Genomic DNA, 22,614 nt, shown 5'->3' on the forward strand with positions numbered 1-22,614 from the left:
TCGGCCGATCTGGCGATTACGATCGGACGGGTGGTAGCGGTGGGAATGATGCGCCGGCTGGGGGTCACGGCGCTGGGACTGCGGAACGGCCCCCACCGGGTGACGGTCGAGCGCGACCTCGCCGTCCCCGCCGCCGACGGCGTCACCCTGCTCGCCGACCGGTACGCCCCGGTGGACGTCGCCAAGGCGCCCACGGTGCTCGTCCGCTCGCCCTACGGCCGGCGCGGGCCGTTCGGGCTCATGTGCGGGCAGGCGTTCGCGTCGCACGGGTTCCAGGCCGTCGTGCAGAGCGTCCGCGGCGGCTTCGGGTCCGGCGGCGTCTTCGAGGCGCTCGACGAGCGCGAGGACGGCCTGGCCACCATCGAATGGCTGAAGTCGCAGCCGTGGTTCGGCGGCACGTTCGCCATGCACGGCCCCAGCTACCTCGGCTACGTGCAGTGGGCCGTCGCCGCCGAGGCCGGGCCCGAGCTGAAGGCCCTGTCGATGCAGGTCACCGCCTCGACGTTCCGGGACGCCGTCAACGTCGGCGGCACGTTCGCACTCGAGTCCGCGCTCATCTGGGTGGACCTGACCGCGCGGATGAAGAGCTCCCTCTCCGGCATCACGACCGGCATCATGTCGCCGCGCCGCGCCCGCCGCGCCACGCTCTCGGGGCGCCCGCTCGCCGAACTCGACCGGCTCGCGACCGGTGCGCAGCAGCGCTTCTTCCAGGAGCTGCTCGTCAACGGCCCCGACACGCCGTTCTGGGACAAGCGCGACTTCAGCCCCGCCGTGGCCGAGGTCACCGCGCCGGTGAACATGACGGGCGGCTGGTACGACATCTTCCTGCCCTGGCAGATGAAGGACTACGCGGCCCTGCGCGCCGCCGGCCGCCGCCCCTATCTGACGATCGGCCCCTGGTTCCACGCCGACCAGCACATGATGCGCGGCTCCGTCGCCGACTCGGTCCGCTGGTTCCGCGCGCACCTCCTGGACGACCCGTCCGACCTGCGCGAGAACCCCGTGCGCCTCTTCATCACCGGCGCGGGCGAGTGGCGCGAGTTCCCCGACTGGCCCGTCCCCGGCATGCGCGAGGAACGCTGGCACCTGCGGCCCGCGGGCGCCCTCTCCCCCGACGCCCCGCCCGAGTCCGACCCCGACGCCTACCGCTACGACCCGAACCACCCGACGCCGTTCCTCGGCGGCCCCACGCTGCTCGGCGAGACCCGCCCGTCCACCGACCAGAAGCGCCTGGAACGGCGCCGCGACGTCCTCACCTACACCTCCGCCGTCCTGGACGACGACGTGGAGGTCATCGGCCCCGTCACCGCCGACCTGCACATCCGCTCGAACCGGGAGCACACCGACTTCGTCGTGCGCCTCTGCGACGTCACCCCGGACGGCGAATCGCTGAACCTCTGCGAAGGCATGCGCCGCCTCGTCCCCGGCACGCCGGAACCCGACGCCGACGGCATCCGCGCCGTCTCCGTAGAGCTGTGGCCGGTCGGCCACCGCTTCCGCCGCGGCCACCGCATCCGCGTACAGGTCGCCAGCGGCGCCTACCCCCGCGTGGCGCGCAACCCCGGCACCGGCGCCCCCATGGGCACCGCCACCGAGATGCTCACCGCCGACCAGGAGGTCTTCCACGACCCGGCCCACCCCTCCACCATCAACCTCCCCATCGTCGGCTGATCCGCGGCGGGCGCGGCGGGCGCGGGCGCTAGGAGGTGGAGGCCGCCTTCCGCAGGGCCTCCAAGGCCTTGTCGGCGTGGGTGTTCATGCGGACTTCGCTCTTGATGACGGCCAGGACGCGGCGGTCGGTGCCGATGACGAAGGTCTGGCGCCTGGTGGGGAGGAGCGCCAGGCCGCGCTTGACGCCGAAGCGGGCGCGGACCTCGCCGGACGGGTCGGACAGGAGCGGGTAGCCGAAGGCGTGCTTGTCGGCGAACTCCTTCTGCCTGGCGACCGGGTCGGCGCTGACGCCGACCGGGTGGGCGCCGGCCTCGGCGAACTCGGCGACCAGGTCGCGGAAGTGGCAGGCCTCGGTGGTGCAGCCGGGCGTCAGGGCGGCGGGGTAGAAGAACAGGACCACCGGGCCCTTCTCCAGGAGGGCGGTCAGGGTGCGGGGTTCGCCCGTCTCGTCGGGCAGTTCGAAGTCGTCCACGATGTCACCGACGTTCATGGCCCGAACCTAGCAGCGTGATGATCGCCCGGGGCGTCCACGCCCCCTCGGCGCCGGGCCTGGCGGCCAGGTAGGACGCGGCGCGGCCGGCGGTCCAGCCGTGGGCCTCGCGGAGGCCGTTGCCGAGCATGGCGAGGTAGGGGGCGGTGGGCGCGTTTGGGACGGCCCGGTGCGGTGAGGTGAAGGTGAGCATGGGGTGGCCGGCCCGTTCGCCCACCCTGATGACGGTCTCGTAGCGGCCGGGGCCCAGGCGCTGGCGGCCGCGGGTCAGTGCCTCGGAGAGGTCGTGGTCGGTGCCGGTGCCGCGGCGCATCTCCTGGGAGAGGACGTCGCAGAACTGGCGGCGGGTGAGGAGGTAGGCGCGGGCGGCGGCGCGGCCCGGGAGGTCCGGGTCGTAGAAGGCCATCCCGCCGCCCCAGGTCAGGGAGGTGTGCCCGAAGTAGATGCCGCCGGGGACCGTGATCGACTGCTCGGCGCGGGCCGGGCGGGGATCGCGGCAGCCGGGGTGGCGGCGGGCGGCGCCCGGCGGGGTGCCGCCGGCGAGGTAGCAGTGGAACCTGTCGCGGAAGAGGTTAGAGCCGTACGCCACGTACCAGATCGGATCGTCGCTCACTTGGTCCAGTATTCACGCAGGTCGGGGGTGGTTTGGTAGGGCCAGGCCGGGCCGGAGGGCGTTTCGCCAGGTTTGACGGCGGGCGCTACCGGATAGGAAACTGGCCGAGCAGGTGTCTACGACGCAGATACCTCCGAGCTTCCCCTGTGTTGTCCCGGAGGACCGTCATGCATCGCTCTCTTAACATCGCTCTCGTGTCCGCCTCCGACCTCGACGGCGAACACCTGCAGTCAATCCACGTCCGGGATCTCGCTCGCTCGCTGACCCGTCCGCTCACCTCCGACGGTGAGCCGAACCAGGTCACGGTCTATGCGCGGCGTGAGGACAAGTCGGCGCGCGGCCGGGTGCGGCTCGCGCCCGGCGCCACGCTCGTGCACCTCGACGCCGGACCGGCCCGCCCACTGTCGGACGAGGAGTCGCTGCAGCACATCCGCGATTTCGCGGACGGGCTGCGCCGCCGCTGGTCCGGCGCCGGACGCCCCGACATCGTGCACGCGCACGGCTGGATCGGCGGGCTCGCCGCCTGCGCCGTCGCGCGTGAGCTGGGCATCCCGTTCGCGCAGAGCTACCACGGCGTGGCCGCGACCGAGCGCCGCGCCGGGCGCCGGGTGCACCCGCACCGCGACCGCCTGGAGAAGGCCATCGGCCGGGACGCCGACATCGTCCTCGCCGGGCACGCGGAGGAGGCCGGCCAGGTCGTGCGGATGGGCGTGCCGCGCCCGTCGGTCGCGGTCGTCCCCTACGGCGTGGACGGTGAGCACTTCGCGCAGGTCGGCCCGGCGATGCCGCACGGCGACCGGCGCCGCCTGGTGATGGTCTGCGACGACCTGGAGACGGGCGACGTCGCGACCGCGCTGCGCGCCCTCGTGCACGTCCCGGACGCCGAGCTCGCCGTCGCCGGCGGCCCGGAGCGCGAGGAACTGGAGAGCGACCAGGGCGTGCACCGGCTGCGCCTGCTCGCCAAGGAACTGCACGTCGCCGACCGGGTGATCTTCCTCGGCCGGGTCCCGCGCAAGAACCTGCCGAAGCTGCTGCGGACGGCGAGCCTCGTGCTCTGCCTCGCGCCGCACGAGCCGTGCCCGTCGGTGCCGCTGGAGGCCATGGCCTGCGGCGTGCCCGTCGTCGCGACCCCGGCCGGCGGGAACGCCGACGAGGTCCTCGACCACATCACCGGGCTGCACGTCCCGGCGGGACGGCCGGTCGTGATCGGCCGGGCGGTCCGGCAGCTGCTGGCCGAGGACACCACGCTGCACGGCTACTCGATCGCCGCCGCCGACCGCGCCCGCTCCCGCTACGCGCTGGAGCGGATCGCCGCCGAGACGCTGCGCGCCTACGTGAAGGTGCTGCCCGTCCCCGAGCCCGAGCTCGAGCCCGAGCCGGCGCCCGAGGACGAGACCGGAAAGGCCCCCGCCCTGGTCAGCTGACACCGTCCTCGACTGACACCGTCCTCGACACGGCGGGGCGCGGGCCCCGGTTCCCTCCCCGGAACCGGGGCCCGTCCACGTCCCGCCCGGTGGGATACTCGGCGGAATGAACGGGGTGCTGATCGGCCGGGGCGCGGAGCTCGCGGAGCTGACGGCCGCGCTGGAGCGGGCGGCGGCCGGCGCCGCCGGCGCCGTGCTGGTCAGCGGCGACGCCGGCGTCGGCAAATCGCACCTGGTGGCCGCGCTGACCCGGGCCGCGCGCGGCAAGGGATGCGCGGTGCTGGTCGGGCAGTGCGCGGAACTGGGCGAGAGCATGCCGTACCTGCCGCTCGCGGACGCGCTGTGGACGGCCGCGCAGGGCGGCGCGCCGGCGGCGGGCGAGGTGCGCGCCGCGCTCGACGCCCGCCCCGTGCTGCGGCGCCTGCTCCCGGACGGCGACGGCGGCCCCGGCGCGGCGTCGGAGCTGGGCCAGCAGCAGCTCTTCGGCGGGGTGCTCGGGCTGCTCGGCGAGCTGGGCCGGGACCGGCCCGTCCTGCTCGTCCTGGAGGACCTGCACTGGGCCGACCGGTCCACCCGGCATCTGCTGACGTTCCTGTGCCGCGTCCTGCAGCGCGAGCGGGTCTGCCTCGTCGGGACCTACCGGTCGGACGACCTGCATCGGCGGCATCCGCTGCGCCCGGTGGTGGCGGAGCTGCTGCGGCTGCCGAACGTGACCGGCGTCGAGGTCCCGCCGTTCGGCCCCGGCGAGACCGCCGAGTACCTGGCGGAGCTGTCGCGCGGGGCCGCGCCGGTCACGGCGGAGGTCGTGGAGCGGGTGCACCAGCGCTCGGAGGGCAACCCGTTCTACGCCGGCGAGCTGTACTCGGCCGACCCGGACCTGCGGGACGGGCCGGCGGAGCTGCCGTCCGGGCTCGCCGACCTGCTGCTGTCGCGGGTGGAGCGGCTGTCGGACGCCGGGCAGCGGGTGGTGCGGGTCGCGGCGGTGGCGGGGCGCCGCATCGACGACGAGCTGGTGCGCCGCGTGTCCGGGCTGGACGAGGCGGCGGTCGGCGAGGCGCTGCGCGAGGTGGTGTCGCACCAGCTGCTCGTCCCGTACGGGACCGGCTACACGTTCCGGCACGCGCTGCTGCGCGAGGCCGTCTACGCCGACCTGCTGCCGGGCGAGCGGACCCGGCTGCACGCCGACTTCGCCCGCCTCCTCGCGGGCCCGCCGGACGGGACGCGGGGGCCGGCGGCGGAGCTCGCGCACCACAGCCTCGCCGCGCACGACCTGCCGGCCGCGTTCGCCGCGTCGGTCGAGGCGGGCCGGGAGGCCGACCGGCTGGGCGCGCCCGCGGAGGCGTTCGAGCACTACGAGCGGGCACTGGAGCTGTGGGAGGCCGTCCCCGGGCCGGCCGAGGCCGCCGGCGTCGACCGGATGTGGCTGTCGCTGACCGCGGCGCAGGCGTCCGCGCGGGCCGGGGAGCTGCGCCGGGCCGTGCACCGGCTGCGCCGCCTGCTGGAGGTCGCCGACCCCGCCGACGCCGTCCTCGGCTCGACGATCCGCGAGCATCTCGCGGCCTTCCTCGGCGACATCGACGAGGACGCGGAGTCGCAGGCCATGGCGCGGGAGGCCGTCGCGATGCTGCCGGCCGCCCCGCCGACGGAGGAGCGCGCCCACGCCCTCGCCACCTACGCCCGGACGCTGCTGTACCGCGACGCGGACGGCGAGCTCCCCGCGCTGGCGGAGCGGGCCATCGAGGAGGCGCGCGCCGCCGGGGCCACCGGCGCCGAGTCGAGCCTGCTGGTCACGCTCGGCCTGTACCGGGAGTCGCGGGAGGCCGACACCGGCGTCGCGGAGGTGTTCGAGAAGGCCCGTGATCTGGCCGCCGCGAGCGACGAGACGTCGATGAGCGCCATGCGGGCCGCGTTCCATTACGCGCGGACGAAGTTCGACCGCGGCGACCTCGCCGGCGCGATCCGCGCCGCCGACGAGGGCGTGAAGTTCGCCCTCGACAACGGGCTCGGCTGGAGCACGTTCGGGACGGTGCTGCGCTCGCTGCGCTACCTCGTCCACTACACGACGGGGAACTGGGCGGAGGCGAACCGGCTGGCGGACGGGTTCTCGGTCCAGGTCGTCCGGCCGTACGAGGCGCAGGTGTCGGCGTACTCCCTGTTCGTCGGGGTCGCGCAGGGCTCCCCCGACGTGGAGGAGCGGCTCCGGTGGATCGAGCCGCTGTGGGGGCGGGACGCGTTCCTCAACTACGTCGCGCGGGGCCTCGCCGCCGAGCACGCCCTCTGGCAGGGCGACCCGGACACCGCGATCGAGCATGTCGGGAACGTCCTCGGCACCGTCTACCTCAACACCTCCGGAGCGATCCGCATCGCCGCGACCGGGCTGTGGGCGGAGGCCGACCGGGCCGCGCGGGCCCGCGCCGCCGGCGACGGCGCGGCGGCGCGGGCGGCGGCCGAGGCGGGCGACGAGCTGCTGCGGGTGGCGCGGACGGTCGTCGCGGTCAGCGCCGACGGGCAGCCGCGTGCCTGGCTCGGGCTCGAAGGCCTCGCGTGGCTGGCCCGCGCGGAGGCGGAGCGGCGGCGCATCGACGGCGTCCACGACGTGGACCTGTGGCGGAGGACCGCCGACCTGTTCACCTACGGCGACCCGGGCGGCGGCTTCGTCTACGAGGTGGCGCGGTCGCGGTGGCGGCTGGCGGAGGCCCTCGCCGAGAACGGCGACCGCGACGAGGCGGCGGTCCAGTGGCGCTCGGCCGCCGAGATCGCCGAGCGCCTCGGCGCGACACCGCTCCTGTCGGCCCTGCGCGACCTCGGCACCCGCGCCCGCCTCAGCCCGGCCCGCACGGCGCCCGCCTCGTCCGGCGGCCCCCTGGCCCCCCTCACCGCGCGGGAGCGGGAGGTGCTGAAGCTGGTCGCGGACGGCCGCAACAACCGGGAGATCGCCGCGGCGCTGTTCATCTCCCCGAAGACCGCGAGCGTCCACGTCTCCAACATCCTCGCCAAGCTCAACGTCACCAGCCGCACCCAGGCCGCCGCCGTCGCGCACCGCGAAGGAATATGAATCTTGCCATGGCGCGCCGGGTTCAGTAATCTCCGATTCGTGACTGCCGGGTCGGCCTCAGGCCATGAGCGAGTGAGGTTCCCGGCCTCCGAGTGAGGCCGGGGCGGGCGCGCGGCCCGCCTTTTCCACTCGCGTTCTCCCTCTTCTCTTCACGCGCGTCGCGCGACGTCATCGGGCATGCCCGAATCCTCGGCATGCCTTCCACACCCTTTTCGCAAGCCACGGCTGCACGCCATTCCCGTGGCTTATTTCGCCATGCTCGAAAACAGCTCAGGAGACAGATGGATTTCAACAGGCAGGTCATCGAGGAGTTCCGCGCGAACGGCGGGCGGGTCGGCGGCCCGTTCGAGGGCGGGCGGCTGCTCCTGCTGACCACGACCGGGGCGCGGTCGGGCGCCCGGCGCACGACGCCGCTCGGGTACCTGCCGGACGGGGACGGCCGCGTCCTCGTCATCGCGTCGGCGGGGGGCTCGCCGAAGAACCCGGCGTGGTTCCACAACCTGGTCGCGAACCCGCGCGTCACGGTGGAGAGCGGCGCCTTCGAGTACGAGGCGGACGCCGTCGTCCTGGCGGGGGCCGAGCGCGACGCCGCGTTCGCGCGGGCCGTCGGCTCCGATCCGGGGTGGGGCGAGTACGAGGCCGGGTCGGGGCGGACGCTGCCGGTCGTCGCGCTGGTTCCGGTGGTGGCCGGGCCGCCCGGTGGGCCGGAGACGCCGGGGGCCATGCTCGTCGCGGTGCACGACGCGTTCCGCGGCGAGCTGGCCCTGATCCGCAAGGAGGTCGCCGCGTCGGGGGCCGGGCTGGGGGCGCAGTTGCGCGTCAACTGCCTGACGCTGTGCCAGGGGCTCGGCAACCATCACATGGGCGAGGACCAGCAGCTGTTCCCGCTCCTGGAGCGGCACCATCCGGGACTCGCGCCGGCCCTGGCGCGGCTGCGGGACGAGCACGAGACGGTGAAGGAACTGCTGGAGGAGCTGCGCCGCGTCCTCGACGACGGTGACCCGGCGGCTCTGCTGGGCGAGGTCGAGCGGCTCACCGCCGCCGTGGAGGCGCACCTCGACCGGGAGGAGGAGCGGCTCGTGCCGCTGCTCGACGCGCTCGACCTCTAGAGGAGGCCGCGGCCGGTGATCAGCGGGAGGTCCAGCGCGGTGAGCAGGCCGGGCGGTGCTTCGACGACGGCGGGGATCGCGTTGACCAGGCGCATCGCGGTGGCCTTCAGCCCGGCGGTGTTGATGTCGCCGTCCGAGCCGAGGAGCCGCAGGTCGACGGTGTAGTCCGGCTCGCCGCTGACCTCCACCCGGTAGCAGCCGGCGCCGGCGGGCCGCGGCCAGTCGGGGGCGAGGTCGTCGCGGAGCCGGGTGACGTGCTCCAGGACGATGACGGCCTCGCCGCCGCGCATGCCCCGCAGTTCCCACCGCAGCGCGGCGGCGGTGCCCTTCCGGACCGTCCCGGCGGAGACGTCGAACGTGTCGGGGGCGGGGAGGCGGGTGTGCCGTTCGGCGATCTCGTCGAGCTCCACGTCGAGGCCGGCGGCGAGTTGCCGGACGACGCTCCCCCACGCCATCGTCAGGGCGCCGGCCCGCAGTAGCGGCGGCGTCTCGTCCAGGGGGCGGCCGAAGCCCATGAAGTCGAACAGCACCGTGCCCTGGTCGTAGGTCGCCAGGTTGATGATCTCCATGCAGCGGAGCCGGTCGACGCGCTCGCTGATGCCGGTGACCGCGAGCGGCAGCAGGTCGTTGGCGAAGCCCGGGTCGATGCCGTTGACGAAGATCGACACCCCGCCCGCGGCGGCCGCCTCCCGCACCGGGCCGACCAGCCCGGGCGGGACGCCGCCGCCGTCCGGGAACTGCAGGAACATCACGCTGCTGGACACGACGTTGACGCCCGCGCGCAGGATGCGGCACAGGTCGTCGACCGCCTCCGCCGGCCGGACGTCCGCCATCGCGGTGTAGACGACGCAGTCGGGGCGGGGCGCGAGCAGCGCGCCGGCGTCGTCCGTGGCGGTGATCCCGAGGTCGCGGCCCAGGCCGGCCAGCTCGCCCGCGTCCTTGCCGACCTTGGCGGGGGTGGACGTCCAGACTCCGGCGAGTTCGAGGTCGGGGCGCGCGTCGATGCCCGCGATGGCGTTCCGGCCGACGTTGCCTGTGCTCCAGGCGACGACGCGGTACGTCACAGGTCCTCCAGGCCGAGATCCAGGTTGGGCGTCTCGATGCCGCCGTCGACGCGCAGGAGGCTGCCGGTGACGTAGGCGGAGGCCGGCGCGGCGAGGTAGAGGACGGCGGCGGCGACGTCCTCGGGGTCGCCGACGCGGTGCAGCGGCGTCAGGCGCTCCATCTCGGTGCGCAGGTCGTCGTTGGTCATGACGACGTCCAGCGCGGACGTCGCGATGGAGCCGACGGCGATCGCGTTGACGCGGACGCGCGGGGCCAGGTCGAACGCGGCGAGCCGCGTGTAGTGGGCGAGCGCGGCCTTGGCGCTGCCGTAGGCGAGGTAGCCGCGGCCGGCGATGCGTCCCACGGCGGAGGAGATGTTGACGACGCTGCCGCCGCCCGCCTCCAGGAGATGGGGGACGGCGGCGCGGGTCAGCGCGTGCGCCGTGGCGACGTTGAACCGGAACGCCTTCTCCAGGTGCCGGGGCTTGGTGTCCATGAAGGGGGCCGGCATGGCGCCGCCCATGTTGTTCACCACGATGTCGAGGCGGCCGAGGCCCTCGACGGCGCGTCCGGCCAGTTCGGCGGCGGTGTCGGGGTCGCTGAGATCGGACGGGACGACCAGCGCCCGGCGCCCGGCGGCCTCGATCTCGGACGCGACCTTGCGGAGCTGCTCCTCCGTGCGCGCGGAGATCACCACGTCGGCGCCGGCCTGCGCGAGCGCGACCGCGGCGGCCGCGCCGAGGCCGCGGCCGGCGCCGGTCACGACCGCCACCCTGCCATCGATTCGGAACCGATCCCAGATCACCGGCGTCACCTCCGGGCCGTCGCACCGCCGCCCGCACAGCCTACGCAGAAAGTAGAACATGTTTCAATACGCGCCCCGCGCGGCAGTCCCGTGACCGCCGCACGATGACGGCCGGTAGATGTTCACGGGTCATTCGTTATTTCCGCTACTAGCCGTTTACCGGTGGTCCTGCAATTCTCTATTGCGGAGCGCGGCAACGGCGGGTCAACGCGGAAGGGAATTCGGCTGTGGACAAGGGGTATGAGCTTTACTGCCTCGCGGACGAGGCGTTCTATGACGCTCCCCCGGTCAACCGCCGCACCGATTTCGACATCGCCGGCCGCGAACTGCCGGACGGCTGGGAACAGGTATTCGGCGATGAATGGATCGTTTACGTTCCGCCGGAGCAGCGCACTCCCGCGCAGGGCTGGAAAGTGCATGTCACCGGGTGCGCGGAAAGCGCCGGGAAAATCCTTTCCGGGACGTGGGAGTACTGCGTCGGCCACGGCATCGAGTTCAAGCACCTGCGCGGCCCCGGCACGCTGCGGAGGCGGAACGCCAAGTACGCGCCGCGCGGCGCGAGCGGCAAGCTCGTCACGATCTACCCCGAGGACGAGCGCGCGCTGGAGCGGGTGCTGACCGGGCTCGGCGCGGTCCTCGACGGCCTTCCCGGCCCGTACATCCTCAGTGACCTGCGCATCGGCGGCGGTCCGCTGCACGTGCGGTACGGCGGGTTCGCCGAGCGCCGCTGCCTGGACGAGCAGGGAAGGCTCGTGCCCGCGCTGGAGAACGGCGCCGGCGAGCTCGTCCCCGACCGCCGCGATCCGGTCTTCTCCGTCCCGGCGTGGGTGAGCCTGCCGGCCTGCCTGGCACCGCACCTCGACGCGCGCGGAGCCACGACGACGACCGACCTGCCGTACCGCATCGAGAAGGCCCTGCATTTCTCCAACGGCGGCGGCGTCTACGAGGCGATCGACACCCGCAGCGGGACGAGGGTCGTCTTGAAGGAGGGACGTCCGCACGCCGGCCTGGCCGCCGACGGCGCGGACGCGGTGACCCGGCTCGAACGGGAACGCGACATTCTCCAGAAACTCGGCGGTATCGAGGGCGTCCCCGCCGCACTCGACTGGTTCGCGCTCGGCGAGCACCATTTCCTCGTCCAGGAGTTCATCGAGGGGCGCACGCTCAACACGTTCTTCGCCGAGCGCCATCCCATGCTCGATCCCGAACCTGATCCCGGGAGGACCGCGGAATACACGAAGTGGGCGCTGCGCGTCCACGAGGGGGTGGAACGCGTCGTCGCCGCGATCCACGAGCGCGGCGTGGCGTTCAACGACCTGCACATGTTCAACGTGATGGTCCGCCCGGACGACTCGGTCGCGCTGATCGACTTCGAGACGGCGGCGCCCGCGTCCGACGGCGGCCGGCAGACCCTCGCGAACCCGGCGTTCCTCGCCCCGCCGGACCGGCGCGGCACCGGCGTCGACCGCTACAGCCTGGCCTGCCTGCGGCTCGCGCTGTTCGTCCCGCTGACCACGCTGTTCGTCATCGACCGGGGCAAGGCGCGGCAGCTCGCCGACCTGATCGCCGAGAACTTCCCGGTGCCCCGGGCGTTCCTGGACGAGGCCGTCGAGCAGATAGCGCGGGACGTCCCGCCGGTGCCCGCGCCGAGGTTCGTCCCGGACGCGCCCGGCTGGGACCGCGCCAGGGAGTCCCTGTCGCGCGCCATCCTGGCGAGCGCCACGCCCGGCCGGGCCGACCGGCTGTTCCCCGGCGACGTGGAGCAGTTCTCCGGCGCGTCCCTCGGCCTCGCGCACGGCGCCGCCGGCGTCCTGTACGCGCTGGACGCCACGGGCGCCGGCCGGTTCCCCGGGCATGAGGAATGGCTGGCCGGGCAGGCCGCCGATCCCCGGCGCGGCACCGGGCTCGGCCTCTACGACGGGCTGATGGGCGCCGCCCACCTGCTGGCCCGCCTCGGTCACGAGGACGCGGCGCTCACAGCCGTCCACCACTGCCTCAACGAACGCTGGGAACGCCTCGGCGACGACCTCTACGGCGGGCTGCCCGGTTTCGCCCTCGTCCTGGAGGACCTCGCGGAGAAGACCGGTGACGCGTCCCTGCACGACGAGGCCCGCCGCGCCGCCAACCTCGTCGCGGAGCGGGCACCGGACGGGCGGAGCACACGCCCCGGCCTCATGCACGGCGGCGCCGGCGCCGCGCTGATGTTCGTCCGCGCCCACGAGCGCACCGGCGACCCGCATCTGCTCGACCTCGCCGCGGCCGCGCTGCGCCGCGACCTCGCCGCCTGCGTCACCGACGGCAACGGCGCGCTGCACGTCGACCAGGGCAGCCGCGTGCTCCCCTACCTCGGCCGGGGCAGCGTCGGCATCGGCCTCGTCCTGGACGAGTACCTCGCACACCGTCCGGACGAGGAGTTCGAGACGGCGCGCATGGCCGTCCGCATCGCCGCGATGTCGCGCTACTACGCGCAGCCGAGCCTGTTCAGCGGACGCGCCGGGATGCTCCTCTACCTGGCCCGCCACGACCGGAGCGACCCGCGCGTGGCGGGGCACGTCCGCGACCTCGCCTGGCACGCGCTCCCCTACGGCGGCGGCCTGGCGATGCCGGGCGAGCACATGTACCGGCTGTCGATGGACCTCGCGACCGGCACCGCCGGCGTGCTGCTCGCGCTCGGCGCGGCCCTCCACGACGCACCGGCCGGGCTGCCGTTCTTCGGGACGGCCCGCGAACTCCCCGCGGGGACCCCCGCGGCGGTCACCTCTATCCAGCCCGAAAGGAGGTGAAGAACATGGCGCTTCTCGACCTTCAGGGAATGGTGTCGGAGAACGGCGGTGGCGGCGGCAACAGCAGCCTCAGCCTGCTCTGCCACAGCTCGCACAGCATCACCATCTGCCTGTGACGGCCGCTGACGGCCATGGCCTCCCCGCGAGGCCATGGCCGTCATCGTCATGGAGACGATCATGACCGCAGAACCCGCGGCGGCCGGGCCGAACCGGCTGCTGCTGCGCGCCACCGGGCGCGCCCGCGGCTGGACGGCGCTCGTCGCGGCGGCCGCGCTGGCGGACGCGGCGGCGGCCGTGCTGCTGCCGCTCGCGCTGGCCCGCGCCATCGACGCCGTCCCGCCGGGCGGCTCGCCCGCGACGGCCGCGCTGTGGCCGTGCGCCGCGCTCGTCGCCGTGTCCGCGGCCGCCGAGGTGCTCGCGGAGCTGGCGGCCGGCAGCGCCACCGCGCGGGCGACGGCCTGGCTGCGGCACACCCTGGTCCGGCACCTCCTCGCGGTGGGGCCGGCCCTGCGCATCCCTCCCGGCGACGTGGCGGGACGGGCGGTGGGCGGCGCCGCCGAGGCCGGGGTGGCGCCCGCCGCCGCGCCCGAGGCCGCCGCCGGGCTGCTGCCCGCCGCGGGCGCGCTCGCCGCGCTCTGCCTCATCGACTGGCGGATCGCCGCGGCGATCGCGGTGGCGCTCCCGGCGGTGGCGCTGCTGATGCGCGCGTTCGTCCGCGACATCACCGCGTCCGCCACCCGGTACCTGAACGTCCAGGGGACGATCGCGGGCCGCCTCGCCGAGGCGCTCGGCGGCGCCCGGACGATCGCCGCCGCCGGCACCGCCGACCGCGAGACCGCCCGCATCCTGGAACCCCTCCCCGGCCTGCGGGCGGAGGGCGAGACGATGTGGCGCGTCCAGGGCGGCGTCGCCGCCCGCGGCCTGCTGGCGCTGCTCCTCCTCCAGGTTGCGGCGGTCGGCGTCGCCGGGGCGGAGCTGGCCGCGGGCCGCGTCACGCCGGGCGAGCTGGTGGCGACCGTCCAGTACGCGGGGCTCGCCGCCGGGTTCGGGCCCGTCCTGACCCAGGTGCTCCGCCTCGGCCGCGCCCGCGCCGGCGCCCGCCGCGCCGCCGAGATCCTCGCGCTGCCCGTCCCCTCCCACGGCCCGGACGCCGCCCCGCCCGGCCCGGGGCGCCTGGAGTTTCGCGGCGTCACCGCACTGGGGGTCCTGGACGGCCTGGACCTGACCGTCCCCGGCGGCCGCGCCGTCGCGGTCGTCGGCCGGTCCGGCTCCGGCACCTCCGAACTGGCCGCGCTCGCCGGCCGCCTGGCCGATCCCGACGAGGGCGAGGTCCTGCTGGACGGGACGCCGCTCCCCCGCCTCACCCGCACGGCGCTCCGCCGCGAGATCGGGTACGCCTTCGCCCGCCCCGCCCTGTTCGGCGCGACCGTCCGCGACGCGCTCGCGTTCGGCCCGGCGCGCCCGCCGGAGGCGCGCCTGGTCGAGTCCGCCCGGGCGGCCCGCGCCGACGCCTTCATCCGGCGCCTGCCCGGCGGCTACGACACCCCGCTTCGGCAAGCCCCGATGTCGGGCGGCGAACTCCAGCGCGCGGGCCTGGCCCGAGCGTTCGCGCACGCCGGCCGCGTCCTCGTCCTGGACGACGCCACGTCCAGCCTCGACACCGTCACCGAAGTGGAGATCACCGACGCCGTCCTGACCCGTTTCGCCGACCGCACCCGCCTGATCATCGCGCACCGGGCCTCCACGGCCGCCCGCACGGACCTGGTCGCCTGGCTGGAGAACGGCCGCCTCCGCGCGCTGGCCCCCCACGCGGCCCTCTGGAACGACCCCGCCTACCGGGCCGTCTTCACGGCCCCCGAGGCGAGGACCACGGCATCCGGGCCGGACCGCCGCGCCTCCGATGGCGGCGTCCCCGACGGCCGGGAGGCGGGATGAGCGGGAGGCGGGAGGCGGCGCGGGTTCTCCGGAGGACGGTCGGGGAGGCTGTCCGGGCCCGGCCCCGGGCGGTGGCGCGGGCTCTCGCGTGGTCGGTGGTGGAGGTCGCGCCTACCGCGGTGTTCGGCCGGGCCGTGGGGGAGGCTGCGGACGCGTTCCGGACGGGGCGGACGCACGGCGCGGTGGTCTGGCTCGGGGTGCTCGCGGTCTCCGCCTTCGTCGGGGCCCTGGGGAGCCGGCGGTTGTATCCGGCGCTGGCGGCGATCGTGGAGCCGTTCCGGGACGACCTCGTCCGGCGGGTCGCGGGCGGCGCGCTGTACCGGTCGCTGCGGGGGCGGCCCGACACCGGGGCGGTCGCGCGGCTCACGCATCAGGTGGAGATCGTCCGGGACACCTTCGGCGGGCTGCTCGTCGTCGCGCGCGGGTTCGTGTTCTCGGCCGGCGCGGCGCTGCTCGGGCTGCTGACGATGATGCCCGAGGTCGTCGTCCTGGTCGTGCCGCCCCTGCTGGCCGGGCTCGTGCTGTTCGGGGCGGTGTTCGGGGCCGCCGCCGTCCGGCAGCGGGCCCTGGTGGTCGGCGAGGAGGACATCGCGGAGCGGACGGCGGCGCTGGCCGAGGGCCTGCGGGACGCCGTCGCGTGCGGCGGCGAGGAGGCGCTGCGGGCGGAGCTGGGCGCGGCGGTGGAGGCGCAGGCGGCGGCAGGACGCGCGGTGGCGCGGTTCGCGGCGCTGCGGGCGGTGTCCCTGGCGGTGAGCGGGTGGCTGCCGCTGCTGCTCGTCCTCGCGGCGGCGCCGTGGCTGATGCGGCGCGGCGCCACGCCCGGCATGGTCATCGGGGCGCTGACGTACGTCCTGCACGGGCTCCAGCCCGCGCTGCGGACGCTCGTGCAGGGCATGGGCGGCAGCGGGCTGCGGCTGGCGGTGACGCTCGGCCGGATCCTGGAGACGAGCGCGCCCGACGCGCCCCGGCCGGTACGGGCGGAGCCCGTCGAAGGCGCACCGGCGGTCGAGTTGCGCGGGGTGACGTTCGGGTACGGCGCGCGGCCGGTGATCGAGGGACTCGATCTCGTGGTGCCGGACGGCGACCATCTGGCGGTGGTGGGGCCCAGCGGGATCGGGAAGTCGACGCTCGCGGCGCTCATCGCGGGCTTGGTGGAGCCCGACGAGGGCGAGGTGCTCGTGGCGGGACGGCCGGCGGGCGACCCCGGGCGGCGGGTGCTCATCCCGCAGGAGGCGTACGTGTTCAGCGGGACGCTGCACGACAACCTCGCCTACTACGCGCCCGGCGCCGAGCCCGAGGAGGTCGGGCGGGCCGTGGACGCGCTGGGCCTCGCGGGGCTCGTCCGGGATCTCGGCGGCTACGGCGCCCGGCTGGAGCCGGGCACGCTGGGCGAGGCGCGGCGGCAGCTCATCGCGCTGTGCCGCGCCTACCTGGCGCCGCAGCCGGTCGTCGTCCTCGACGAGGCCGCGTACCGGCTGGACGCGGCCGCCGAGGCACGGGCCGAGCATGCGTTCGCGCGGCGGCCGGGCACGCTGATCGTCATCGCGCACCGGATCAGCTCGGCCGTGCGGGCGCGCCGCGTCCTCGTGCTGGACGGGACGCGCCCGTACCTCGGGCGGCACGCGGACCTGCCCGCGGTCTGCCCGCTCTACCGGGACCTCATCGGGCGCTGGGAGGAGGGATCACAGCCATCCGGCCTCCTCGGCGATCCGGATGGCCTGCACCCGGTTCTGCGCGCCGATCTTTCGGTTGATGCGGGACAGGTGGTTGCGGACGGTGCCGATCGTCAGGACGAGGTCCTCGGCGATCTGCGCGGCCGAGGCGCCCCGTGAGGCGAGCGAGAGCACCTCGGCCTCCCGCTCGGTGAGCGGACTCTGCTCCGAGCCCAGTTCGGTGAAGGCCATGTCGGGGTCGATGACGCGGGCGCCGTTCGCGGCCCGGCGGATCGCGTCCACCAGGTCGCCGGGCGAGGTGTCCTTCAGGACGAGGCCGGACGCGCGCGCGGCCACCGCCCGGCGCAGGTCACCGGTCCGGCAGCGGCCCGCCATCAGGACGATGCTGCACTCGGGGACGGCTTCGCGGAGCGCGCGGGCCGCAGTGAAGCCGTCCAGTCCGGGGAGCCCGACGTCGATGAGCGCGACGTCGGGCCGCTGCCCGCGCGCGGTCCGGAGCACCTGCTCACCGGTACCGATCGCGGCGACGACGTCGATATCCTTCACCCCTTCGAGCAACGCGACCAGCCCGCCGCGGAGCAGAGGCGCCCCCTCGGCGAGAAGAATGCGAATCATATTCGTCTCCATTGGCCAGCCACCCACCGTGGCCCTGGAAGAACGTCATTACTGAACGCCATTCGCTCTCGACGGATTCACGGGGGCGATCTCATGGGTAATCCTGGGATTCGGTCGGGGTGAAATCGAGATTCCATCGGGTCACCTTGACGAGATCGACAGGTCGGCTAACTCAGAGGAGTTAACACTATTCAGGGCGTCATTGCAAAGGAGTGCATACACAGGTCCACCGACCGGTATTCCGCGAAATGGGCGATACACACCTGATCACGTCAGGAAATCGAACTCCACGCCGGCGCCGGCGGCGCGGGCCGCCCGGTAGGCCGTCCAGCTCAGCGCGAGGTCCTGCCAGGGCAGCCCGACCGGCGCGTACACGGTGACCTCGCCGCGCTTCACCCGGCCGGGCACCTGGCCGCACAGCAGGTCGCGGAGCGTCCCGGCGGCGTGCTTCACGTCGAGGCCCGCCCCGGCGAGCACGCCCATCTCGACGGCGAGCGGGACGTCGTCGACGACGACGCGGGCGCCCTCCAGCAGGTCGGCGCCCAGCTCGGCCTTGCCGGGCTCGTCCGCGCCGAGCGAGGTGAGGTGCGTGCCGCGCGCGACGTCGGCGGCGTGCAGGAGGGGGCGGCGCGCCCAGGTCGCCATGACGACGATCCCGGCGTCCCGGACGGCGGCGCGCGGGTCGGCGGCGACGGCCGCGCGCAGCCCGAGCCGGGCGCCGTGCCGTTCGGCGAAGCCGGCGGCGCGGCCCGCGTCGAGGTCGCAGACGGTGAGGCCGCGCACCTCCCGCAGTTCCGAGAGGCCCCGCAGGACCAGTTCCGCCTGCGCGCCCGCGCCGATCACCGCGACGGTTCCGGCGTCGGGGCGGGCGAGCGCGTGGGTGCCGAGCGCGGCGGCCAGGCCGGTGCGCCAGGCGGTGACGGTCGCCGAGTCCAGCTGCGCCAGCAGCTCGCCGGTGCCGAGGTCGTGCAGGCAGACGACGCCGCGCAGCGCCGGACGGCTGCCGGGGAACTTGGCGTTGACCTTGACCGTGTAGGCGGGGACCTCCGCGACCACGCCGGGCAGCAGCGCCGTGGCGGTGCCCTGGCCGGGCAGCTTCGCGATCACCCGGCGGGCGGCCGTGCCGTCGGCCGGGGCGGTGAAGCCGCGGCGCAGCGCGTCGAGGCAGGTGGCGGGATCGAGCACCGACTCAAGGTCGGAACGGGTCAAAAGGAGCGTCACGGGACCATTCTCCCGTTCCCCCCGTCCGGTGACTAGCCGGGCGGCCGGCGCCATCCCGCGACGAGCGTGTCCCAGTCGGCCAGCCAGTCGCGTCCCTGCTCGTCGACGAAGGAGCCCGGCGGCGGGGTGACCCGGTGATCGCGCAGCCACTCGCCGGGGCGCCGCATCGAGGGGCGGCGGCTGCCGTCGCTCGGCATCAGCTGCGGCGGGATCGGCGCCGGCATCGGCGGCGTCTGCGGCTCGGCTGCGGCGTCGGCGACGTCCTTCTCCTCCGCCATGCCGATCGGACCCTCGCGGCGCGCGTTGAAGAACTGGTTGACCGCCGGGTGCGTGCTGGACAGCACCATCTCGCGCGGCCCGAACATCACCAGGCCGCGGCGGAACAGCAGGCCGAGGTTGTCCGGCAGGACGCGGGCGGTGCCGATGTCGTGCGTGACGATCAGGAACGTGGCGCCGAGCTCGGCGTTCAGGTCGACGAACAGCTGGTTGAGGTAGGCGGTGCGGACGGGGTCGAGGCCGGAGTCCGGCTCGTCCGCCAGGATGATCTCGGGGTCCAGGACGAGGGCGCGGGCGAGCCCGGCGCGCTTCTTCATCCCGCCGGAGATCTCGCCGGGCAGCTTGTTCTCCGACCCGGCCAGCCCGACCATGTCCATCTTCTCCAGCACGATCCGCCGGATCTCCGACTCGCCCTTCCTGGTGTGCTCGCGCAGCGGGAAGGCGATGTTGTCGTAGATGTCCATGGAGCCGAACAGGGCGCCGTCCTGGAACAGCACGCCGAACTGGCGGCGCAGCTCATAGAGCTCGCGCTCGCCCAGCCGCGGGACGTCGCCGCCGCCGACGTAGACGTGGCCGCGGTCGGGCCGCAGCAGCCCGACGAGGTTCTTGAGGAACACCGACTTGCCGGTGCCGGACGGCCCGAGCAGCGCGGAGATCTCACCCGCCGGGATCGTGAGCGACACGTCCTCCCAGATGACCTGCCGCCCGAACGACTTCCTCAGCCCTTCCACCCGGATCTCGACGCCCATGGGCACTCCCGTGCCGGGGAACCGGGGGCGGGGGGATCCGCGTCAAAGGTCCGGTCCCCCGCCGCCTCCGACTCTACGTCGGGAACGGCGCGCCGGGGAGGCCCATGGGACGCCCGGTCCAGGAGGGCCGGTCGGGATGCTCCGGCCGCATCCCGAAACATAATCGCGTTCGGTTGGACGGGCCGGGGCCGCCGCATGCCCGGACTGACCACGCAGGGCCCCGCAGGATGCCAACGACCTCGCCCGGAATTAGTCACCTTCTGCGTCTTACGTCCGCATTGACGGTTCTTACACCATGTCCAGGACCTCCGGCGCACCACAAGGGTGCGCCAACCCCCCCGCTGGAGGCACAAGTGAAGAACCGTCAGAGGCGCGTCGGCGCCGCCGCCGTCACCACGGCGACCGTCGGCCTCGTGGCCGCCACCCTCGCGGCCGCTCCCGCCGCGTCCGCCAGCCCCGCCGCGCCGGCCGCACCGGCCGCACCCGGAACGCTGGCGAGCTCCCTTGCGAGCACGCTCGGCTCGCAGACCGCCGGCTCCTACCTCAAGGGCGGCAAGCTGGTCGTCACGGTCACCAACGCGAAGGCCGCGCAGGCCGTCCGCGCCGCGGGCGCGGTGCCGAAGACCGTCACGCGCAGCGCCACCGACCTGAAGAAGACGATGTCGGCGCTCAAGCGCGAGGCGACCGTCCCCGGCACCGCCTGGGCCGTCGACCCGGCGAGCAACCAGGTCGTCCTCACCATGGACAGCACGGTCAAGGGCGCCAAGCTCAAGAAGGTGAAGGCCGCCGCGGCCAAGCAGGGCGCGGCCGTCCGCACCGAGCGCGTGGCCGGGGCGTTCCGCCCGCTCACCCTCGGCGGCGAGGCCATCTACACCGGCGGCGCCCGCTGCTCCCTGGGCTTCAACGTCCGCAGCGGGAGCACGTACTACTTCGTGACCGCCGGGCACTGCACCAACATCGGCACGACCTGGACCGACCGCTCGGGCCGGACGCTCGGCCGGACCGTGGCCAGCAGCTTCCCCGGCAACGACTACGGCGTCGTGCAGTACACCTCGACGCCCGCCGACACACAGGGAGCCGTGCAGCTCTACAACGGCACCTACGACATCACCCGCGTCGGGAACGCCACCGTCGGGCAGACCGTGTACCGCAGCGGCAGCACCACCGGCCTGCACAGCGGCAGCGTGACCGCGCTCAACCAGACCGTGAACTACCAGGAGGGCAGCGTCAGCGGCCTGATCCGGACCACGGTCTGCGCGGAGCCGGGCGACAGCGGCGGCTCGCTCCTCGCCTCGCCGAACACCGCCATCGGGCTAACCTCCGGCGGCAGCGGCAACTGCTCCTCGGGCGGGACGACGTTCTTCCAGCCCGTCACCGAGCCGCTCTCCCGCTACGGGCTGAGCGTCTACTGATCTCGCGGCTCGACTGAGCAGACGGCACCGTGAGAGAGGCGGGCCGTCCCCACGTGAGAGGCGGGCCGCCCCCACCCGGACTCCGTGGGGGCGGCCCGTCCGCCGTGTCAGGGCCCGGCCGGGCCGCCCGGCCGGCGCGCTCAGGCGGGCACTTCGAGGGTGCGGTGGATCTCCGCGATGACGTCCGCCTGCCGGTCGGTCAGGTAGAAGTGGCCGCCCGGCAGCACCTTCAGCGCGAACCGCCCGCCGGTGGCCCGCGCCCAGCCGCGCGCCTGCTCCTGCGACACGTGCGGGTCGGCGTCCCCGATGATCGCGGTGAGCGGAACGTCCAGGCGCGTCCCGTCCCGGTGCGCGTAGTCCTCGATCAGGGCGAAGTCGTTGCGGACGTACGGGAGGACGAGCTCGCGCAGCTCCGGGTCCTGCAGCAGCTCGGCATCGGTGCCGCCGAGCCCGATCATCTCCTTGACCACGCCGTCGTCGTCCCGGTCGGAGACGCGGTCGTCGGGGCGGTCGTGCGGGGGGCGGGCGCCGGAGGCGAACACGTGCACCGGGGCGCTGCCCCGCTCCTGCAGCAGCCGCGCCACCTCGTAGGCGAGGACGGCGCCCATGCTGTGCCCGAACAGCGCGGCGGGCCGGTCCATCAGCGGCGCCATCGCCCCGGCGACGAGGCGGGCGAGCTGGTGGGCGTCGGTCACGAACGCGTCCGCCATCCGGTCGGCGCGGCCCGGGTACTGGACGGCGTGCACCTCGACGGCCGGGCTGATCTCCTTGGCCCACGGCCGGTAGAACACCGCCGACCCGCCGGCGTGCGGCAGGCAGAACAGCCGCATCGACGCCCAGGGGCGCGTCTCGGCGCAGCGGAACCAGGTCACGTGATCAACTCCTCCTCCTCGTACCGGCGGGACGCCCGGCGCGGGTCCTGCGGCAGCGGCCAGGGCGCGACCCTCGGGTCCGGGACGAGCTTCGGGGCGGTGGTCTCCGCCGCGACCTTGAAACCGCGGCGCCGGTAGTTGGCGATCGCGTTCGGATGGTCGAGACTGCTGGTGCGCAGCCACACCCGCGCCGCGGGGCCCGCGCCCGGGGCCCACAGCTCGCCGCGCTGCCAGGCGCGGCGGGTGCACTGCTCGACGAGGTAGCCGCCGTAGCCGCGGCCGACGAACGCGGGGGTGAGCCCCACGAGGTGGATCTCGGTGTTCCCGCCGGGCTGCGCCTCGATCTCGAAGAACCCCGCGATGGTGCCCTCGGCCATGGCGATCCACGTGCTCAGCTCGGAACGCTCCACCCAGGACCGCCACTGCTCGTAGGTCCACGGGAAGCGGTCCGTCCAGCAGACGCGGGAGCCGACCGTCGCGTACAGGGCGCGGCTGACGTCGGCGGACGGCAGCGCGGCCAGCGTGAACGTCATCTCGACGCCGGGCAGCGGCGCGGGACGCAGGTCGGCCGCGTCCAGCATCTCCATCTCCCACTCGGTGACCGAGGGGATCTTCACGGCGCCGTCTCCCGGGGGCGGCCCCCAGACCCCGTCAGCCACCCATCGCCTCGATGAGGCTCTTGGGCCGCATGTCCGTCCAGTTCTCGTTGATGTAGTCCAGGCACGCCTGCCTGGTGTCCTCGTCCTTGGCCACCGTCCAGCCGGCGGGGACCTCGGCGAAGGACGGCCACAGCGAGTGCTGGCCCTCGTCGTTGACGAGGACGGTGTACGTGCCGTCGGGGTCCTCGAACGGGTTGCTCATCTGTAT

General features: G+C 74.5%; 18 protein-coding genes and 1 pseudogene. 9 read left to right on the top strand and 10 right to left on the bottom strand.

The window, feature by feature from the left end; genetic code table 11:
- Positions 1 to 30 precede the first annotated feature (30 nt).
- Positions 31 to 1,671 carry a CocE/NonD family hydrolase gene (locus tag AL2_RS19600; RefSeq protein WP_312032906.1) on the top strand — a complete coding sequence of 547 codons (1,641 nt, stop codon included), beginning with the start codon at positions 31 to 33 and terminating at the stop codon, positions 1,669 to 1,671.
- Between the two features lie 28 nt (positions 1,672 to 1,699).
- Here the strand turns inward: AL2_RS19600 and AL2_RS19605 are convergent, their stop codons facing one another.
- The gene (locus AL2_RS19605; protein ID WP_067635447.1) at positions 1,700 to 2,161 is read right to left on the bottom strand and encodes a peroxiredoxin; all 462 of its coding nucleotides are present in this window, start codon (positions 2,159 to 2,161) and stop codon (positions 1,700 to 1,702) included.
- Positions 2,148 to 2,774 (bottom strand): histone deacetylase, encoded by a 627-nt coding sequence (locus tag AL2_RS19610; protein ID WP_218003683.1) that lies wholly within the window; start codon positions 2,772 to 2,774, stop codon positions 2,148 to 2,150. Before AL2_RS19610 ends, AL2_RS19605 begins: the two co-directional genes overlap by 14 nt.
- A 194-nt stretch (positions 2,775 to 2,968) precedes the next feature.
- Between AL2_RS19610 and AL2_RS19615 the strand changes: the two genes are divergently transcribed.
- From AL2_RS19615 to AL2_RS19625, 3 genes are all read left to right on the top strand, one after another.
- A complete protein-coding gene (locus AL2_RS19615) occupies positions 2,969 to 4,198 on the top strand; it encodes a glycosyltransferase (RefSeq protein ID WP_245666742.1) in 1,230 nt (409 codons plus the stop codon).
- 106 nt (positions 4,199 to 4,304) lie between these two features.
- Positions 4,305 to 7,253, top strand: coding sequence for a helix-turn-helix transcriptional regulator (locus tag AL2_RS39790; protein WP_067635454.1), 2,949 nt, complete (start codon positions 4,305 to 4,307; stop codon positions 7,251 to 7,253).
- A 281-nt stretch (positions 7,254 to 7,534) separates the two neighbouring features.
- Positions 7,535 to 8,362: a nitroreductase/quinone reductase family protein gene (locus AL2_RS19625; protein ID WP_067635456.1), complete on the top strand. Its 828-nt coding sequence runs from the start codon at positions 7,535 to 7,537 to the stop codon at positions 8,360 to 8,362.
- Here AL2_RS19625 and AL2_RS19630 read toward each other — a convergent pair.
- Together AL2_RS19630 and AL2_RS19635 are read right to left on the bottom strand one after the other, a co-directional pair.
- Entirely contained in the window at positions 8,359 to 9,426 is a 1,068-nt protein-coding gene (locus tag AL2_RS19630) for an NAD(P)H-dependent amine dehydrogenase family protein (protein ID WP_067635458.1), read from the bottom strand. The two genes, AL2_RS19625 and AL2_RS19630, sit on opposite strands and share 4 nt — an antisense overlap.
- Positions 9,423 to 10,271 (bottom strand): SDR family oxidoreductase, encoded by an 849-nt coding sequence (locus AL2_RS19635; RefSeq protein ID WP_210748796.1) that lies wholly within the window; start codon positions 10,269 to 10,271, stop codon positions 9,423 to 9,425. Before AL2_RS19635 ends, AL2_RS19630 begins: the two co-directional genes overlap by 4 nt.
- Before the next feature lie 167 nt (positions 10,272 to 10,438).
- On the opposite strand from AL2_RS19635, the gene lanKC reads away from it, so the two are divergent.
- From lanKC to AL2_RS19650, 4 genes are all read left to right on the top strand, one after another.
- A complete protein-coding gene (gene lanKC, locus AL2_RS19640; protein ID WP_067635462.1) occupies positions 10,439 to 12,994 on the top strand; it encodes a class III lanthionine synthetase LanKC in 2,556 nt (851 codons plus the stop codon).
- A 5-nt stretch (positions 12,995 to 12,999) separates the two neighbouring features.
- The gene (locus AL2_RS37565; protein ID WP_089315262.1) at positions 13,000 to 13,110 is read left to right on the top strand and encodes a SapB/AmfS family lanthipeptide; all 111 of its coding nucleotides are present in this window, start codon (positions 13,000 to 13,002) and stop codon (positions 13,108 to 13,110) included.
- A gap of 61 nt (positions 13,111 to 13,171) precedes the next feature.
- The gene (locus AL2_RS19645) at positions 13,172 to 14,929 is read left to right on the top strand and encodes an ATP-binding cassette domain-containing protein (RefSeq protein ID WP_157438256.1); all 1,758 of its coding nucleotides are present in this window, start codon (positions 13,172 to 13,174) and stop codon (positions 14,927 to 14,929) included.
- The gene (locus AL2_RS19650) at positions 14,926 to 16,761 is read left to right on the top strand and encodes an ATP-binding cassette domain-containing protein (RefSeq protein ID WP_067635466.1); all 1,836 of its coding nucleotides are present in this window, start codon (positions 14,926 to 14,928) and stop codon (positions 16,759 to 16,761) included. Before AL2_RS19645 ends, AL2_RS19650 begins: the two co-directional genes overlap by 4 nt.
- Here AL2_RS19650 and AL2_RS36515 read toward each other — a convergent pair.
- The 3 genes and pseudogenes from AL2_RS36515 to AL2_RS19660 form a co-directional block, all read right to left on the bottom strand.
- Positions 16,693 to 17,229: pseudogene (locus tag AL2_RS36515) on the bottom strand (response regulator); the annotation flags it as partial. The gene AL2_RS19650 and the pseudogene AL2_RS36515 overlap by 69 nt on opposite strands.
- Before the next feature lie 255 nt (positions 17,230 to 17,484).
- Positions 17,485 to 18,438: an ornithine cyclodeaminase family protein gene (locus tag AL2_RS19655; RefSeq protein ID WP_067635468.1), complete on the bottom strand. Its 954-nt coding sequence runs from the start codon at positions 18,436 to 18,438 to the stop codon at positions 17,485 to 17,487.
- A gap of 32 nt (positions 18,439 to 18,470) precedes the next feature.
- The gene (locus tag AL2_RS19660; RefSeq protein ID WP_067635470.1) at positions 18,471 to 19,463 is read right to left on the bottom strand and encodes an ABC transporter ATP-binding protein; all 993 of its coding nucleotides are present in this window, start codon (positions 19,461 to 19,463) and stop codon (positions 18,471 to 18,473) included.
- 353 nt (positions 19,464 to 19,816) lie between these two features.
- Here AL2_RS19660 and AL2_RS19665 point away from each other — a divergent pair, with 353 nt between their 5' ends.
- Positions 19,817 to 20,875, top strand: coding sequence for a S1 family peptidase (locus AL2_RS19665; RefSeq protein WP_067635472.1), 1,059 nt, complete (start codon positions 19,817 to 19,819; stop codon positions 20,873 to 20,875).
- A gap of 140 nt (positions 20,876 to 21,015) precedes the next feature.
- Here the strand turns inward: AL2_RS19665 and AL2_RS19670 are convergent, their stop codons facing one another.
- From AL2_RS19670 to AL2_RS19680, 3 genes are read right to left on the bottom strand one after another with little or no spacing between them, the layout of a single operon-like run.
- Positions 21,016 to 21,747, bottom strand: a complete 732-nt coding sequence (locus tag AL2_RS19670; protein ID WP_083946697.1) for a thioesterase II family protein — start codon at positions 21,745 to 21,747, stop codon at positions 21,016 to 21,018.
- Positions 21,744 to 22,364, bottom strand: coding sequence for a GNAT family N-acetyltransferase (locus tag AL2_RS19675; RefSeq protein ID WP_245666744.1), 621 nt, complete (start codon positions 22,362 to 22,364; stop codon positions 21,744 to 21,746). The genes AL2_RS19670 and AL2_RS19675 overlap by 4 nt, the downstream gene beginning before the upstream one ends.
- A gap of 34 nt (positions 22,365 to 22,398) precedes the next feature.
- Positions 22,399 to 22,608 (bottom strand): MbtH family protein, encoded by a 210-nt coding sequence (locus tag AL2_RS19680; protein WP_067635476.1) that lies wholly within the window; start codon positions 22,606 to 22,608, stop codon positions 22,399 to 22,401.
- Positions 22,609 to 22,614 lie beyond the last annotated feature (6 nt).

It is taken from the genome of Actinomadura latina NBRC 106108, from assembly GCF_001552195.1.
GTDB lineage: Bacteria > Actinomycetota > Actinomycetes > Streptosporangiales > Streptosporangiaceae > Spirillospora > Spirillospora latina.